Raw genomic sequence first — 15,806 nt, 5'->3', positions numbered from 1 at the left:
CGCGACGCTCCTCGCGCCCTGTCGGGCGCTCGGAGGCGCGCAGAGAGGCGCAACCCGCCTCTTACAGCCGGCGGCGCTGCCGCCGGCGACGCCACCGCACCGCAGCTCCACTTATAAACCACACGTCCCCCCGCGTCGCTGCCGGCCACGGGCGTCTTTTCCGACCGGGTCGCGAACTGCGGGGCACACATGACAAGCGCGCTGTTCGTCGTGAGCGAGGAAGGCTACTGGGCCGAGGAGTGTATCGAGCCGCTGACGACCCTCGAATCCGAGGGCGTCGACGTGACCGTCGCGACGCCGTCCGGGTCGCCGCCGGTCGTCGACGAGCGCTCGCTCGACCCGGAGGCCGCGGGCGGCGAAGAACGGGTCGCGGAGCTCCGCGAGGTCGACGAGACGCACCCCGGACTCAACGATCCGGAACCGATCGCGACGGTCGACGCCGAGGGCTACGACGCCGTCGTCTTCCCCGGCGGCCACGGCACCGCCTGGGACGTGAACCAGGACCGACACGCCCGTCAGCTGCTGCTCGACGCCGTCGCGGGCGAGGAGAGCGTCGCGCTCGTCGTCTGTCACGCGGTCGGCATCCTCGCGTTCACCCGCGAGGCCGACGGGACCCCCCTCGTCGAGGGGCGCTCGATCACCGGCTTCCCGAACGAGTGGGAGGCGGACATCGTCGACGATCACGACGTGATGCCCGACGGCCGGAAGCTCCCGTACTGGGTGGAAGACGAGGTCGTCCTCGCCGGCGCGGAGTTCGACGCCGAACTCGACGCCGACACGAGCGTCACGGTCGACGGCGACCTGATCACCGCGCGCGGTCCGGGCTCGTCGGCCGACGCGGCCGCGACGCTGCTCGACGAACTGTAAGCGAGCGACCAGCCCCCGGCCCGCGTTAGCGGATCACGAAGGCCGGCTCTTCGATCCGCTCGCACTTACACTCGGGACACCGCGACGGCTCGTTGACCGGGTCGTCGAAGCCGTCGAACCCGCACTCGCGACAGGTCGGCGGCGCGACGAGGAACTCCTCGTCGCCGCTCCCGGCCCCGTCGCCGTCGGCCCCTCCCCCGTCCGCGACCGACTGCGAGACGTGTTCGAGGTGTTCGTATATCGTCGGCGTCGGCAGCGACAGCGTCGCCGCGAGGTCGCTCGCGGTCCGCGGCTCCTCCCGGAGCGCGTCCGCGATCCGTTGGCGAGTCGTCTCCATAGGGGAGTCGTTCGCGGCGCGGCGGCTAAAACCGTCCGGGGTCGCCGCGATCCGACCGTGGGAATCGGGGCCCGTCGACCCGGCCGCCGGGACCCGAGCCCTTCGACTCGACCGCCCCGCGACCGGACAGCGAGACGGCGCGGCACAAGAGGTATGTCACCGGGGGGAGACTGCCACGGTATGAAGGCAGTCGTACTCGCGGGTGGTTACGCGACCAGGCTCTGGCCGATCACCGAACACCGGCCGAAGATGTTCCTCCCGGTGGGGGAAAACACCGTCATCGACGAGATATTCGAGGACTTGGAGGCCGACGACCGCGTCGACGAGGTGTTCGTCTCGACGAACGAGCGCTTCGCCGACACGTTCGCGGCGTACCTCGCCGACAGTCCCTTCGAGAAGCCGACGCTCTCGGTCGAGGAGACCGTCGAGGAGGACGAGAAGTTCGGCGTCGTGGGCGCGCTCGAACAGCTCGTCGAGCGCGAGGGGGTCGACGACGACCTGATCGTCGTCGCCGGCGACAACATGATCAGCTTCGATCTCGGCGACTTCGCCGACTTCTTCGAGGACAAGGGGACGCCGACGCTGGCCGCCTACGACGTGGGCGACCGCGAGCGCGCGAAGTCGTACGGCCTCGTCCAACTCGACGGCGACGAGGTGATCGACTTCCAGGAGAAGCCGGCCGACCCGCAGTCGACGCTCGTCTCCATCGCCTGCTACGCCTTCCCGGCCGAGACGCTCCCGAAGCTCACGACGTACCTCGAAAACGACAACAACCCGGACGAGCCGGGCTGGTTCCTCCAGTGGCTCCAGCAGCGGGGGGCCGTCCACGCCTACACCTTCGACGGCGCGTGGTTCGACATCGGCACCGCGGAGAGCTACCTCGACGCGGTCGAGTACGCCTTGGACGGCGGGACGCTCGTCGCCGACGACGCGACCGTCGACGGCAGCGACCTCGGCGACGTGGTCCACGTGATGAGCGGCGCGACGGTGACCGACTCGACGCTCGACCGCACCGTCGTCTTCGAGGACGCGACGATCACCGACTCGGAGGTCCGGAACTCCGTGATCGACACGGGCGCGACGCTGGAGGGCGTCGACCTCTCGGGCGCGCTGATCGGGTCGCACACCTCGATCACCGAGGGCGACGAGTTCTGAGCGGGGCGGCTCCGCGGACTGCGAGCCCTCCGCTCAGTCGGTGCCCGCCTGCTCGTGAGTGTGGTGGTAACAGTCCAAGGCGGGGTCGCCCGCGTCGCTCACGGGCGCGAAACACACCCGCTGGTAGCGCTCGTTATCCAGGAGGTTCGCCACGAACCCGTCCGCGTGGCGCGAGACGGAGTCGTACGGGTCGCCGCAGGCGGGACAGGTCGCCGGCGGGTCGTCGGGGACGTACATGGGGCGTCGCGGGCGTCACTACGCTCCCGAGGCGGAAAACGACCCCGCCGAGACGCGGCGGCCGACGGCCTTCAGGAGCCGTTCGAGCCGTCACCGCTCCCGCCCTCGACGCCGAGGGCGTCGAACAGCTTCCGGCGGACCGCCTCCTCGGTGAGGTGGAGGAGGGTGTCGCGGTTCTCGCCGCTCGCCTCGATGCCGGTGAAGATGCCGAGCGGAATCGAAAGCGACCCCTGCGTCGAGTGGCCGGCGGCGTCGCCCATCTCGGAGAACGCCTCGTCCAAGACGTTGCCGATGTTCAGCCGGATGTCCTTCGAGCGGGCCGCGAGGAAGATCTTCTCGTCGGCGATCCCCAGCACCGCGGTCGTCGTGATCCCCTCTAAGTTGAGGAGGTGTTGGGCGGCCTGCGCGAGCGCCTCGCGGTCGCGGATGAACCCCGCCGTCGAGAAGAGGTGGCTCCCCTGGACCTCGCGGTTCTGGATCGCCTCGGCGAGTACGTCCAGCGTCTCCGGGCTCATCGACGGCGACTCCACCTGTTCGAGCGTGTCGTGGTTCGCGAACGGGTGGAGGTACGCGGCCGCGGTCAGGTCCGCCGGCGTCGTGTCCCGCTTGAAGTCGAGCGTCTCGGCGCGGATCCCGTACAGCAGCGCGGTCGCGACCGCCTCGGAGGGCGACTGGTCGAACTCCTGGAGGTACTTCGTGAGGATCGTCGACGTCGAGGAGACGTTGGTCCGCACGTCGACGAACCGGGCGTCGAACGGCACCTCCGCCTCCAGGTGGTCGAGGTAGACGTCGATCTCGACGTCGAAGTCGAAGCCCTCGTCGGCCGACTTCGCGAGGTCGACCGCGGCGACCGTCCCGTACTCCGACAGGTCCGGGGCCTCCGAGCGGGCCAGCAGATCGATTCCGAGCAGGTTGACGAACGCCCGGTTCTCCTGGTGGCCGACGTCGCCGGAGTAGACGATGTCGGCCTCGACGCCGAACGCCTCGGCGATCGCCTGAAGCGCGGTGGCGGAGGCGATCGAGTCGGGTTCGGGGTTGTCGTGCGTGAGGATCGCCATCCGGTCGCCGCCGGTCTCGATGATCTCCGCGAGCTGTCGGGCCATGTACTCCAGCTCCCCCGTCTCCAGCGACTGGAGCGCGCTGTCGGCGATCACGGTCGAGGGGTTGATGACGACGTCCGCGCCGCGCTCGCGGAGTTCGTCCTCGCTGACGGGGTCGGACGCGCGGACGACGACGTAGTGGTCGCCGCCGGTCTCGCGGACCGCCGAGACGGCCGCCTTGTTCGCCTCCACGTCGCTCGCGAGGATCAACACGATGTCGCGGTCGCCGATCTCGTCGACGACGTCCGCGTCGGCGATGTCTTGGACGCGCGCGTTGAGGTCCTGATCGCGGAGCGCTTCGACCCGGCTCTCGTCGCGGTCGAGGATGAGGACGTCCTTCCCGCGCTCGGTCAGTTCCTCCGCGACGGCGTGACCGACGCTCCCACAGCCGAGGATGGCGTACCGGGTCCGCGCGGATCCGGATGCCCCACTACTCATTGAAGGGATTTCCGCGGCACGACACTTAACGAGTGCGCTCTCCGTGAGCCGGGGCGGTGAGAAAACCGAGCGGGCCGGTGGGGTGACCGACCGAGCTGGTAGGGGGATCGACCGAGCCGGTGGGGAGACCGACCCGGTTACTGCGACACGGCGTCGGGCGAGTCGCCGGCGGTCGGCCGGTCGCCGGCTTCCCCGCCCGCCCGTCGCCGGTTCCGGATCAGTCCGACCACGAGGATGGCCGCCCCCACGCCGCGGGCGACGAGTTCGTTCGTGACCGAGTAGAGCCCCGCGTCGACGCCGACGAGCCCGAGCGCGGCGCTGGCCGGGAGCAGCACCATGCCGGGGACGGACAGCAGCACCGCGGCGGCGACGAGCGAGAGCCGCGCCCCGTACCGCACGTCGGCGTGGTAGAACCCGATGATCGCGACGCCGAGCGCGTACACCCCGGCGAACACCGCGAGTATCGGCGCGACGACCTCCGGCAGGAAGAAGCCGAGGTCCGCGACGTCGGCCCCGGTCAGTATCGAGCCCTCCCCGTCGGTCGTGCGAAGCAGGAGGATCCCCGGCGAGAACACGAACGCGAACGGCACGAGGATCTTGTTCAGCGACAGCAGGAACGCCTGCTTGCCGGTCTCGAAGGGGTCGGACTTCGCGATCCCCGCCGCGGCGTACGCGGCGACCATCACGGGCGGCGTCACGTCGGCCATCAGCCCGAGGTAGAGGACGAACAGGTGGACCGCCAGGATCGCGATCCCGAACTCCGGCAGGACGGGGCCGAGCAGCACGACGATGATGATGTACATCACCGTCGTCGGCATTCCCATCCCGACGATCACGGCCGCGAGGCCGGCGAGGATCAACAGGAGCACGAGCGACCCGCCGCTCACGCTGATGATGAGCGCGCGGAGGCTCCCCCCGAGCCCGGTGATGCCGATGACGCCGGGGATGACGCCCGCGGCGGCGACCGCCACGACCACGATTGTCGCCGTCTTCGCGCCGGAGTCCATCGACTTCAGGATGAACGAGCCGAACTGGCCCGCCCGCGACCCCGCGACGTCGACGCCGACGCGCTCGTCGAACCAGGCCCCCGCGTCGGTCACGTCGTCGTCGAGGTCGAGCAGCGGCGCGTCCCCGCGCGGGTCCGCGAGCAGGAACGCGAAGCTGATCGCCGCGACCACGGTCGGGAGCGACGGTGCCGCCGCGCGGAGCGCGCCGGTCAGGCCGTACTCGGCGGTCTCGGCCCCGTACAGCAGGTCTATCGGCGTGCCACCCGCGTAGAACAACGAAACGGCGAACAGCGCGTAGCCGGCGAGGATGCCGCCGACGAGGGCGGGACCGGTCCGCTCGTTGTAGGCGGCGACCATCGCGATGAGCGCGACGGTCGCGACGATCGTGAGCCACCCGGCGCGGCCCACGGAGAGCCGGGCGATCACGAGGTAGTACAGGAGGAGTCCGAGCGGAACGAGGTAGAACCAGCCGCGCCGCATGTGCGGCCCCAGATCGAGCAGATCGGACCGTCTCAGCCCGCCGATCCCGCGTTTGGCCGCCTCGAAGTGGACCATCACCCACATCCCGAAGAAGAAGGCGACCGCCGGGAGCGTCGCCGCGATGACCACGTCGCGGAACGGCGTCCCGGTGTACTCGACGATGAGGAACGCGGCCGCGCCCATCACCGGCGGCAGGATCTGGCCGCCCGACGAGACCGACGACTCGACGGCACCGGAGAACTCCGGCGAGTAGCCGGAGCGTTTCATCAGCGGGATCGTCAGCGCGCCCGTCGTCACGGTGTTCGCGACCGACGAGCCGGAGAGCATACCCATGAACCCGGAGGCGACGACGCTCGCCTTCGCCGGGCCGCCCTTCCGCGTCCCCGTGATCGAGTACGCCAGGTCGATGAACCACTTGCCGGCCCCGGACATCTCCAGGAACGCCCCGAAGAGGATGAAGATGTAGATGAACCGGACGGAGACGCCGACCGGCACGCCGAGGATCCCCTCGACGGTGTACCAGAGGTTCTGGACGATCTGGTTCCATCGCAACTGCGAGGTGGCGAACGTCTGCGCCACCGGCAGGTCGCGCGGCAGGAGGTAGCCGTACTTGGCGTACAAGAGGAAGAGGCTCACGAGCAGCGTCAGGAGGAGCCCGAGCGCCCGACGGGTCGCCTCCAACACCAGCAGGATCGCGAGCACGCCCATCAGGTACGCGAGGCTGTAGTCGGCGAGGAAGCCGAGTTCGAGGGGCGCGAGCGGCGGGACGACCTCGCCGAGCGTCCCGGCACCGCCGAGTCCGCGCACCCGGATGACGTCGGTGATCTCGTCGAACTGCGTGACGTAGTAGGCGGTCGGGAACGTCGAGAGGAGTACCAGCGCGAGGTCGGAGGGCGTGATCCGCGTCGACTCCTCGTCGACGAAGGCCCACCAGACCGCGTTGCGAACCGCCTCCGCGACCCGCGTGACCGGCGAGTCGCCGAACCGGTTCCGGGCCACCGCGGGGAGCGACCCGATCCGGCGGGTGATCGCCCCGGTCCCGGTCGCGCCGGGGAACAGGAGGAACGCCATCACGAGCGCGAAGTTGACGTGAATCGCGCGAATCTGTAGCGACGCGAGCGACGCGAGCCGCACCGTCCCGAAGGCGGGGACCGTGAACTCGAACACGAACCCGCGCGCGCCGAGCCACAGTTGGAACGCCGAGAAGAGGATCCCCACGACCGCGACCGCGACGAGCGAGGCCCCGGTCAGCGACCGGCGGTCGTCGATCTCTTCGAAGACCTCGTCTGCCGCCTCGCTCCCATCGGGGTCCGGTTCGACCGAGTTCGATGTGTTCGTGGTCACGGTTGTGGTGTCCTCCGGGTTGTCGCAGGTCCGCCGCGAACCAAGGATGTTCGGATCGACGCTTCCGAGCGAGTCCGGCCGTGGCGGATGACAGCAACCCACACGACTCGGGCGAAACACCCTCGCACGCGGGTGAAATTTCTCCGTGTCCGGGCGAAACGCCCCGTGCGCCCCGGACGAGCGTTACTGCCGTTTGACCGTTACCGGCGTTCGACCGTTACCGGCGTTCGACCGTCAGTTCGACCGCGCCGTAGCCGCTCATCGCCGCGACGTCGTACCGCTCGTCGCCCACGACGAGGTCGTGGTCGGCGACCGATCCCGTCTTCAGCCGGAGCGTCTCGTGCCTGGTGGCCGGGGGATCGAACACGTACCGGCCGTCCCGCTCCGTCACGTCGGCCTGCGACGGGAGCCCCGCTCCGAACGAGCTGAACTCCATCCGGGTCATGACGAGCGCCCCGTCGTCGGCGACGTACACGTCGTACACCGGCGTTTTCTCGACGCTGTGGGTGTACTCGATCGCGATCTCCGTCTCGTCGCCGACGGGCTCGGTCAGCAGCTCCGTGCCGTTCTCGTCGGTCACGACGAGCGTCGGCTCCCCGGCGACGGCGTCCACCGCCCCGCCGAGACCGACGCCGGCCGAGATCGCGAGGACGGCGAGGACGGAGCCGACCGCGACGGCCGCGACCGCGACCGTCCTCCCCTCAACCGGGACCCGCGATCCGAACGCCACGCTACTCGAAGTAGCGGGCCGCGCCCTCGTGTAGATCGACCGACATGCCGTCCTGCGCCGAGTCGGCGCTGATGAAGTCCGTCTTGATCGACAGCTGGTCGAGGTTCTCGAAGATGGCCTCGGTGACCGCCTCGACGGTGTCGGCGGAGAACTCCGACCGAGTCGCGATCATCGCCTGCACGGAGACGGTGTCGACGTCCTCGTCGATCCCCTCGTAGGTGCCGCCGGGGATGGTGTCGTCCGCGAACCACGAGGCGTCGTCGCGGGCGGCCTGCCGCTCCTCGTCGGACAGGTTGAGGATCTGGACGTCCGTCGTCGTCGCCAGCTCCTCGACCGCGCCGACGGGCCAGCCGCCGACGACGAACGCCGCGTCCACGTCGCCGTCGCGGAGCTGATTCGACGCCTGCGTGAAGTCGGTGTTCTGCTCGTCGAAGTCGTCGGGGGTGAGCCCCGCGGCCGACTCGAGGATCTGGAGCGCGTTCACCTGCGTCCCGCTGCCGAGGTCGCCCGTGTTGACGCGCATCCCCTCGAGGTCGGACAGTGAACTGACGTCCGCGTCCGGGTTGATCAGGACGTGAATGGTCTCCGGGTACAGCGTCGCGACGCCGCGGAGGTTCTCGACCGGCTCGCCCTCGAAGGCGTCGAGCCCCTCGCCGTTGCGGGCGAAGTAGGCGATGTCGTTCTGGATCAGCGCGAAGTCGGCGTCGCCGTTGCCGAGGCTGCCGACGTTCTCGACGGACGCACCCGTCGAGGAGACCTCGACCGGGAAGTCGGTGGTGTCCTCGATGATCCCCTCGAACTCGCCGGACAGCGGGAAGTACGTCCCGCCCGTGCCGCCGGCGTGCCAGCGGACGATGTCCGCGTCGCCGCCGTCGCCGCCGTCGCCGCCGTCGCCGCCGTTGCCTGAGCAGCCCGCGACGCCGACGATTCCCGCCGCCGCCGCCCCGCGGAGGAGCGTCCGCCGGTCGATCCGATCGCTGATTCGGTTGTCTGACATACGGCAGATATACTCCCCGGGTGTTCATAACCGTTCCCCCAACGCTCGGCGGGGGCCGACCACCCCCCTTGTCGCGGTGCGTCCCCGCGATTCGTCCGGGCGTTGTCCGTCGGTGTCGAATGAAAAGGCCTTTTACCGTGACCCCGATACGAACTCGTGAGGGCCGGTAGCTCAGTTAGGGAGAGCGACGGACTCTTAATCCGTCGGTCGCGTGTTCAAATCGCGCCCGGCCCGTACCCTGAACCGCGGAGCGGCAGCGATGCGGTGAGCGAACCGGACGGAAGCGATTTGAACTAGAGAAGTCGCAGCGCGAGCAAAGAGAGCGACCACCTTCTCGTAGTTCACAATTGTACTCGGCTCGCGTCTCACGACTCGGGTTCACTCCGTAGTCGCGCCCGCGAACGTTTCGACCGACTTCCCTGTCACTCCGGCCCGTAGTCCGTTCCCTCCTCGCTGTCGAGGAACGCCGTGAGCAGGTCGACGGCGGCCTCGATGTCGCGCGCGTCGGCCGTCTCGACGGCGGAGTGATGGTACCGGACCGGGATCGAGAGCGCGCCGACGGGTCGCGCGCCGCCGGCGTTCTGGAGCGCCGCGGTGTCGGTTCCGATGTTCCACGACACCTCGCGCTGGAACGGAACGTCGCGGTTTTCCGCGACCGATTCGAGGCGGTCCACGACCGCGGGCGTCGCGACGACGCTCGCGTCCTTCCGCTTGATCCCGACGCCGTCCCCGAGCGTCGAGATCGCGTTCGACGGGTCGACGCCCGGGTACGACTGTTCGAGCGTCCCGTCGAGCGCGACGACGAGGTCGGGGTCGACGTCGACCCCGAGGGCGGCCGCGCCACGCAGTCCGACCTCCTCCTGTACCGTCGCGGCGTAGTGGACGGTCACGTCCGGGTCGGCGAGCCGCGCGGCCTCCAGGAGGACGTACACGCCCGCCCGGTCGTCCAGCGCGGAGCCGGAGACGCACTCGCCCAGCTCGCGGAGGTCGCTGTCGAAGGTCACGACGTCGCCGACGCCGAACGCCTCGGTGGCCTCCTCGGGGTCGAGCCCGGTGAACACGTGGGCGTCGTCCAGCGTCCAGTCCTCGGGGGCCTCCTCGGCGGCCGTGTGCGCGGCGTTGATTCCCACCACCCCGTCGTAGTCGCCCTCGCGGGCGTGGACGGTGACCGGGTGTCCGCGGAGCGCGTCCGGGTTCCAACCGCCGAGCGGCTCCACGGAGCAGAAGCCGTCGTCGTCGACGTCGCTCACGATCAGTCCGATCTCGTCCATGTGCGCGGCGACGAGCACCTCGTAGTCGGGGTTCGCGCTCCCCTCGACGGTGGCGACGACGTTCCCCATCGCGTCCGTCCGCACGGCGTCGACGGCGGGGAATTCGTCGCGCACGACGTCGCGCACGCGGTCCTCGTGGCCGACGGGGCCGGGAGCGTCGGTCAGGCGCGCCAGCAGGTCGAAGTCGAACGACGCGTTCGCAGTCACGTTCTGACGGTCGCGGCTCGCGCCTGAAAACGGAGGGGTTCCGGCAGGGCGGGAATCGAGAGAGAGTCCGCCGACCGCCGAGCGGTCGCCCGTCCGATCCGCTTGTCACGTCCGAGGGGTATTTGTGTTCGCGACGATCAAGCCGTCCGGTATGACGGGACGCTACGGCGACATCGACTACTCGCGCGCGACGAAACGGACGTTCGCGGTCGGGGCGGTACTTTTCGCGTTCGGACTGCTCGGCGACCTCTACCTCCGATCGACGGGCGGGCCGATCCCCGAGTGGGAACGGGCGCTGTTCGTCGACGCCGAGCTGTTCGGCGTCCTCGTGATGCTGCTTGCCCCGTTCGTGTTCGGGATCGTGCTCCCGCTCACGGAGTGAGCCGCGGACCCGCTCCCCGACGAGCGCCCCGGGGCCGGGACGTCACCGGTCCCGCTGCGTCGCCCCGGGCTCTATCGGCGCGCCGCACTCGGGGCACTCCTCGTCGGTGCGCGCGACCGCGAGGTCGCACTCCGGACAGAACTCCCGGTCACAGGCGTCGTCTCCTCCGGATCGCTCGGGACCGGGCGGACGCAAATAGCTTCGGGCGGCGCGGGTCGTCCCCCGAACCGTAACCCCTTTTGAATCGTCCGACCGCATGCGGGTGTGAGCAACGCCGACCGCCGCACGCAGTTCTGGGCCCTCTATCTCACGCGCTTCGCCGAGGGGTTCGGCTTCATCACGCTGATCACGCTGCTCGGGACGTACATCAACACGCTCGACCCGCAGGCGACGACCGTGCTCGGCGTCACCGTCTCGGCCGGGTTCATCATCGGGATGTACACCACGGGATTCACCCTCGCACAGACCGTCGCCGTGGTCCCGCTGGCGTGGGCCGGCGACCGGTTCGACAAGCGGACCGTCCTGTTGGGCGTCCTCGCGGTCGGGGCGGGCGTCTACGCGCTGTTCCCGCTCGTCGACTCCTCCGGCTCGTTCATCCTCGTCCGCGCGCTCCAGGGGCTCGTCGTCACCGGCGCGGGGCTGATGACGCTGTCGCTGGTCGGCCAGATCGCCGACGCTGTCTCTTATACACATCTCTGATGGCGCGAGGGAGGCNGAGATGTGTATAAGAGACAGGGATATACGACGCGGTCGGTTTCGATCCCATCTTCACGATCATCGCGCTGCTGATGGTCGCCGCGTGGGTCGTCACGTGGCTGTTCCTCGACGACGACGACACCCGGATCGAGGGGTTCCCGTTCTCCGATCTCGCCGTGAACCGACGGATCCTCACGATGACCAGCTTCCGCGCCCAGTACGCCTTCGCCGTGACGATGGTGCGGACGTGGGTCCCGATCTACGCCAGCACGGAGATGGCCACGGGCGGACTCGGCATCACCGGGGTCGCCATCGGCGTCACCGTCACCGCCGAGAAGGCGACCAACATGGTCGGACAGCTGTTCACGGGACGGCTCTCCGACGCGTACGGCCGGTCGCTGTTCGTCTTCGCCGGCGGGGGCGCGTACGGGCTGATCGCGATGGGGATCCCATTCTCTGAGGCGATCGGGACCGCGCTCGGAGCCGGGGTGACGCTCCCGTTCCTCGGCGACCTCCCGCCGGCGTACCTCCCGCTCGTCGCCTTCTCCGGGCTGCTCGGCGTCGCCGACTCCTTCCGCGAGCCGGCCAGCATGGCGCTGTTCGCCGACGAGGGGACCGACGACGGCGGCGTCGCCTCCAGTTTCGGCATCCGCGAACTGGTCTGGCGGCCCGGCTCCGTCGCGGGCCCGCTGATCGCCGGCTGGCTGATGGTCGAGGTCAGCATGGCGTCCGTCTTCTACGTCGGCGGCGCGTTCGCGGTCACCGGCGTGCTCGCGTTCCTCGCGATCCTCGTCCACGACCACGGCCGCGCGGCGCTGACGGCGTGGTAGCGCGGCTCCCCTCGAAACCGAGGTACCCTCACCGCTTCGCGAGCGCGGCCCGGTAGTGCGGCCCCTCGCCGGTCCCCTCGCGGTCGACCGCCTCGACCGCCCAGCCGGTTCCGATCGCCGCCTCGCGGAGTCGGTCCGGCGAGAACAGCCCGAACCGGAGCGTCCGGTCCGTCTCGCCCGCGTACTCGAACCGCATGACTCGGTGTCCGAGTCCCGGGGTCGGGTCCTCACGGTGTCCGAGGAGGTCCGCGGTTTCCGAATGGTCCGGATCGTAGCAGTCGACCACGGCGGTCGCGTCGGGCGTCGTCACGAACGCGAGGTCGCCGAGGAACTCGGAGAGCCCCCGCATCGAGCCCGCCAGTCCGATCTGCGTGCCGATCGCGAGCGCCGAGGCGAACCGATCGCGGTCGAAGGCCCCGCGGAGGTCGAACATGTCGCCCTCGCGGGCGTCTTCGACCCCCCGCTCGCGCATCGTCTCGACGAGCGCCCGACTCGGTTCGACCGCGACCGTCTCGAACCGCTCTTGAAACCGCAGCGCGTGGCGACCCGCCCCCGCGCCGAGGTCGACGAGCGGTCCCCGAAGCCGCGACGCCAGCCACGATCCGGCGTCGCTCTCCGGGTCGAACTCCGCGAAGTAGAACGCCTCGATCGGGTGTTCTCGCCGCTCCTCGCCGTCGCAGTGGTAGAGGTGGTCGGTCCGGTCCCCGCGGTGGTGATCGCGGACGGCGCGTCCGAATGCGTCGGTCACGTCGGGCCGCACTCCGCCCGTCGACAAAAACCGACGTGAGGGACGGTACCGACCCGCGACCGATCAGGCCCCGTGTCCCTGCGCGGCGAGCGCGTCCTCCAGCGCAGCGAGGACGTACTCGACGTTCTTGGGGCGGGCGGAGTGGCCCATACAGCCGATCCGCCAGATATCGCCCTCCAGATCGCCCAGTCCGGACGCGATCTCCAGGTCGTACTCCGCGAGGAGGTGGTCGATGACGGCCCCGTCGTCGATCCCGTCGGGGACGCGGACAGCGTTCAGGCTCGGGAGCCAGTACTCGTCGGCCGCGTTCATTTCGAGGCCCAGCTCTTGGAGGCCGGCCTTCAGCTCGCCGGCGACCTCGCGGTGGCGCGCCCACCGCGCTTCGATTCCCTCTTCGGCGACGAGGCGGAGCGCCTCGCGCAGCGCGTAGACGTTCGTGATCGGCGCGGTGTGGTGGTACGAGCGGTCGTCGCCCCAGTACCCCTCCAAAAGCGAGAGGTCGAGGTACCACGACCGTGGCTCCTCGTCGCGGTCGAGGATCTTGTCCATCGCGCGGTCGTTGAGCGTGAGCGGACTCGCGCCGGGCGGACACGAGAGGCACTTCTGCGGCCCGGAGTAGGCGACGTCGACCCCCCAGTCGTCGACGCGCAGTTCGACGCCGCCCAGCGACGTGACGCAGTCGGCGATCACGAACGCGTCGTGGGCGTGCGCGACCTCGGTCAGTTCGGGGACGTCCGGCTGGCGGACGCCCGTGGAGGTCTCCGCGTGGACGAACCCGAACACGTCCGGCTGGTGTTCGTCGAACGCGCGCTCCACGTCGACCGGGTCGAGCGGTTCGCCCCACGGCGCGTCCACCTCGACCACGTCGCCGCCCGCGCGCTCGGCCATCGACTTCATCCGCCCCCCGAAGTAGCCGTTCGTCGGGACCAACATCGTGTCGCCCGGCTCGACGAGGTTGCCGATCGCGGCCTCCATCGACGCCGAACCGGTCCCCGAGACGGGGATCGTCCACCGGTTGTCCGTCCGGAACGTGTACCGCAACAGCTCCTGGACCTCGTCCATGATCTCGACGAACGAGGGGTCGAGGTGGCCGACGAGGGGGGTGCTCATCGCCTTGAGGACGCGCGGGTGAACGTCGCTCGGGCCGGGGCCCATCAGCGTGCGATCCGGCGGCGTCAGCTCCCCGACGTCGGGCGGTCGCTCCGCGGCGTCGGGCTCGGCGTGCCGATTTGACATGCGTCCGGTTCCGGCGACCGTCGGCAAAAAACCCGACGGAACCGCCCGCGCCACCGGAGTCGCGAGCGCCGATCCGGACGACCGAACGCCGGTCCGAGCCGGCGAAACGCCGATCCGGGTCAACTAAACCGGATCGTCACGTACTAGCACGCATGTCCGGCCACCCGCGCGCATCGGCGTCAGATCAGGACCTCCAAGCCGTCCTTGACCGGATGGCGGACGGGTTCTTCGCCCTCGACGCGGACTGGACGGTCGCCTACGCGAACGAGCAGGGCCGCCGGATCCTGCGGTCCGCGATGAGCGACGGCGCTGTCGGTCCGGGAGAGTCGGTCGAGGGGCGTAACCTGTGGGACTCGATACCCGGATCGACCGAGACGGAGTTCCACGAGCAGTACCACCGCGCCATGGAGACGCAGGAGCCGGTCTCGTTCGACTCCTACTACGAGCCGCTCGACACCTGGTTCGAGGCGCGCGTCTTTCCCTCCGAGAGCGGCCTCTCCGTGTACCTTCGCGACGTCACCGAGCAGCGCGAACTGGAGCGGCGACAGCGGGAGAGCCTCCGCGCGATCCAGCGGCTCTACGCGGTCTCGTCGGACCACGAGCGCTCCTTCGAAGAGAAGGTCGAAGCCATACTGACGCTCGGCTGCGAGTACCTCGACGTGCCGAACGGGTTCCTCACGCGGATCGCGGACGGGACCCAACACGTCGAGGTCTCCCACGCCGAGCACCCACTCTTACAGCCCGGAAAGTCCTGTCCGCTCGACGAGGCGTACTGTAAGCGAACGATCGAGCGAGACGACCTGTTGACCGTCGTCAACGCGTCCGAGGAGGGATGGACCGGCGACCCGGCCTACGAGACGTTCGGACTGGAGACGTACATCGGCGGGAAAGTCGAGGTGGACGGCGAGCGGTACGGCACGCTCTGTTTCGCCGCCACGACGCCCCGCGGCGAGCCGTTCACCGACACGCAGCGGACGTTCGTCGAACTGCTGACGCGGTGGGTGAGCTACGAACTGGAGCGACAGCGCGCGGCGGCGCGGCTCGAACGCGAGCGCGACCGGCTCGAACAGTTCGCGAGCGTCGTGAGCCACGACCTCCGGAACCCGCTCACGGCCGCGCGCGGCCGGTTGGACCTCCTCGCCGACGAAACCGACAGCGAGCACGTCGAGCCGATCGAGCGCTCCCTCTCGCGGATGGAGACGCTCATCGAGGACCTGCTCACGCTGGCCAGAGAGGGGAACGACGTCGACGACCCGAAGCCGGTCGACCTCGCCGCCCTCGCCCGCGACGCCTGGGAGACCACCGACGACGGGGACGGCACGCTCAGCGTGACCGTCGACGAGTTCGAGATCCTGGCCGACGAGGCGCGGCTCCGGCAGCTGTTGGAGAACCTGTTCCGCAACAGCGTGGAACACGGTTCCACGGGCAGCGGGACGGAGTCCGCCGACGGCGTGGAACACGGCGGCGAGGGCGTCACGATCACGGTCGGCGCGACGGCGAGCGGCGACGGCTTCTACGTGGCCGACGACGGCGAGGGGATCCCGGAGTCGGAGCGGGAGGAGGTGTTCGAGACCGGCTACACGACGACCAGCGACGGGACCGGGTTCGGCCTGAACATCGTCGCCGAGATCGTCGACGCGCACGGCTGGTCGGTCCGAGCGGTCGAGTCCGCGGAGGGCGGCGCGCGGTTCGAAATTACCGGCGTCGACCCGGCCTGAACCGGCGGCGGCCGAGTCGCGGGCGA

At 69.8% G+C, this 15,806-nt stretch carries 13 protein-coding genes, 1 tRNA gene and 1 pseudogene; 6 read left to right on the top strand and 9 right to left on the bottom strand.

Going from position 1 to position 15,806, the window contains the following annotated elements; genetic code table 11:
* Positions 1-189 precede the first annotated feature (189 nt).
* Positions 190-867 (top strand): type 1 glutamine amidotransferase domain-containing protein, encoded by a 678-nt coding sequence (locus C472_RS03250; RefSeq protein ID WP_006628362.1) that lies wholly within the window; start codon positions 190-192, stop codon positions 865-867.
* Between the two features lie 25 nt (positions 868-892).
* On the opposite strand, the gene C472_RS03245 is transcribed toward C472_RS03250, so the two are convergent.
* Positions 893-1,204 carry a transcriptional regulator gene (locus tag C472_RS03245; protein ID WP_006628361.1) on the bottom strand — a complete coding sequence of 104 codons (312 nt, stop codon included), beginning with the start codon at positions 1,202-1,204 and terminating at the stop codon, positions 893-895.
* Between the two features lie 180 nt (positions 1,205-1,384).
* Between C472_RS03245 and C472_RS03240 the strand changes: the two genes are divergently transcribed.
* The gene (locus C472_RS03240) at positions 1,385-2,359 is read left to right on the top strand and encodes a sugar phosphate nucleotidyltransferase (RefSeq protein WP_006628360.1); all 975 of its coding nucleotides are present in this window, start codon (positions 1,385-1,387) and stop codon (positions 2,357-2,359) included.
* A 33-nt stretch (positions 2,360-2,392) separates the two neighbouring features.
* Here C472_RS03240 and C472_RS03235 read toward each other — a convergent pair whose 3' ends face one another.
* From C472_RS03235 to C472_RS03215, 5 genes are all read right to left on the bottom strand, one after another.
* On the bottom strand, positions 2,393-2,596 hold the full coding sequence (locus C472_RS03235) for a hypothetical protein (protein ID WP_006628359.1): 204 nt from the start codon (positions 2,594-2,596) through the stop codon (positions 2,393-2,395).
* A 71-nt stretch (positions 2,597-2,667) separates the two neighbouring features.
* Positions 2,668-4,134, bottom strand: a complete 1,467-nt coding sequence (locus C472_RS03230) for a DHH family phosphoesterase (protein ID WP_006628358.1) — start codon at positions 4,132-4,134, stop codon at positions 2,668-2,670.
* A 137-nt stretch (positions 4,135-4,271) separates the two neighbouring features.
* Positions 4,272-6,965 (bottom strand): TRAP transporter permease, encoded by a 2,694-nt coding sequence (locus tag C472_RS03225; protein ID WP_006628357.1) that lies wholly within the window; start codon positions 6,963-6,965, stop codon positions 4,272-4,274.
* A gap of 217 nt (positions 6,966-7,182) precedes the next feature.
* The gene (locus C472_RS03220) at positions 7,183-7,695 is read right to left on the bottom strand and encodes a DUF1850 domain-containing protein (RefSeq protein ID WP_006628356.1); all 513 of its coding nucleotides are present in this window, start codon (positions 7,693-7,695) and stop codon (positions 7,183-7,185) included.
* Position 7,696: 1 nt separating this feature from the next.
* Entirely contained in the window at positions 7,697-8,692 is a 996-nt protein-coding gene (locus C472_RS03215; protein ID WP_006628355.1) for a TAXI family TRAP transporter solute-binding subunit, read from the bottom strand.
* A 160-nt stretch (positions 8,693-8,852) separates the two neighbouring features.
* Between C472_RS03215 and C472_RS03210 the strand changes: the two genes are divergently transcribed.
* Positions 8,853-8,926: transfer RNA gene (locus C472_RS03210), tRNA-Lys, on the top strand.
* 188 nt (positions 8,927-9,114) lie between these two features.
* Here C472_RS03210 and C472_RS03205 read toward each other — a convergent pair.
* Complete coding sequence (locus C472_RS03205) at positions 9,115-10,170, bottom strand: M42 family metallopeptidase (protein WP_006628354.1); 1,056 nt, start codon at positions 10,168-10,170, stop codon at positions 9,115-9,117.
* 151 nt (positions 10,171-10,321) lie between these two features.
* On the opposite strand from C472_RS03205, the gene C472_RS03200 reads away from it, so the two are divergent.
* Both C472_RS03200 and C472_RS03195 read left to right on the top strand, forming a co-directional pair.
* A complete protein-coding gene (locus tag C472_RS03200) occupies positions 10,322-10,552 on the top strand; it encodes a DUF7860 family protein (protein WP_049906252.1) in 231 nt (76 codons plus the stop codon).
* A gap of 264 nt (positions 10,553-10,816) precedes the next feature.
* Positions 10,817-12,078 (top strand): annotated as a pseudogene (locus tag C472_RS03195) (MFS transporter).
* 28 nt (positions 12,079-12,106) lie between these two features.
* On the opposite strand, the gene C472_RS03190 reads toward C472_RS03195, so the two are convergent.
* Positions 12,107-12,826 carry a class I SAM-dependent methyltransferase gene (locus tag C472_RS03190; protein WP_049906250.1) on the bottom strand — a complete coding sequence of 240 codons (720 nt, stop codon included), beginning with the start codon at positions 12,824-12,826 and terminating at the stop codon, positions 12,107-12,109.
* Positions 12,827-12,889: 63 nt separating this feature from the next.
* Positions 12,890-14,062: a pyridoxal-phosphate-dependent aminotransferase family protein gene (locus C472_RS03185; protein WP_006628350.1), complete on the bottom strand. Its 1,173-nt coding sequence runs from the start codon at positions 14,060-14,062 to the stop codon at positions 12,890-12,892.
* 152 nt (positions 14,063-14,214) lie between these two features.
* On the opposite strand from C472_RS03185, the gene C472_RS03180 reads away from it, so the two are divergent.
* Complete coding sequence (locus tag C472_RS03180; protein WP_049906248.1) at positions 14,215-15,780, top strand: PAS domain-containing sensor histidine kinase; 1,566 nt, start codon at positions 14,215-14,217, stop codon at positions 15,778-15,780.
* Positions 15,781-15,806: the final 26 nt, after the last annotated feature.

The sequence above is a fragment of the Halorubrum tebenquichense DSM 14210 genome (genome assembly GCF_000337415.1).
Taxonomy (GTDB): domain Archaea; phylum Halobacteriota; class Halobacteria; order Halobacteriales; family Haloferacaceae; genus Halorubrum; species Halorubrum tebenquichense.
The sequence above is the reverse complement of the archived record's forward strand: the minus strand, read 5'-3'. Positions and strand labels throughout refer to the sequence as shown.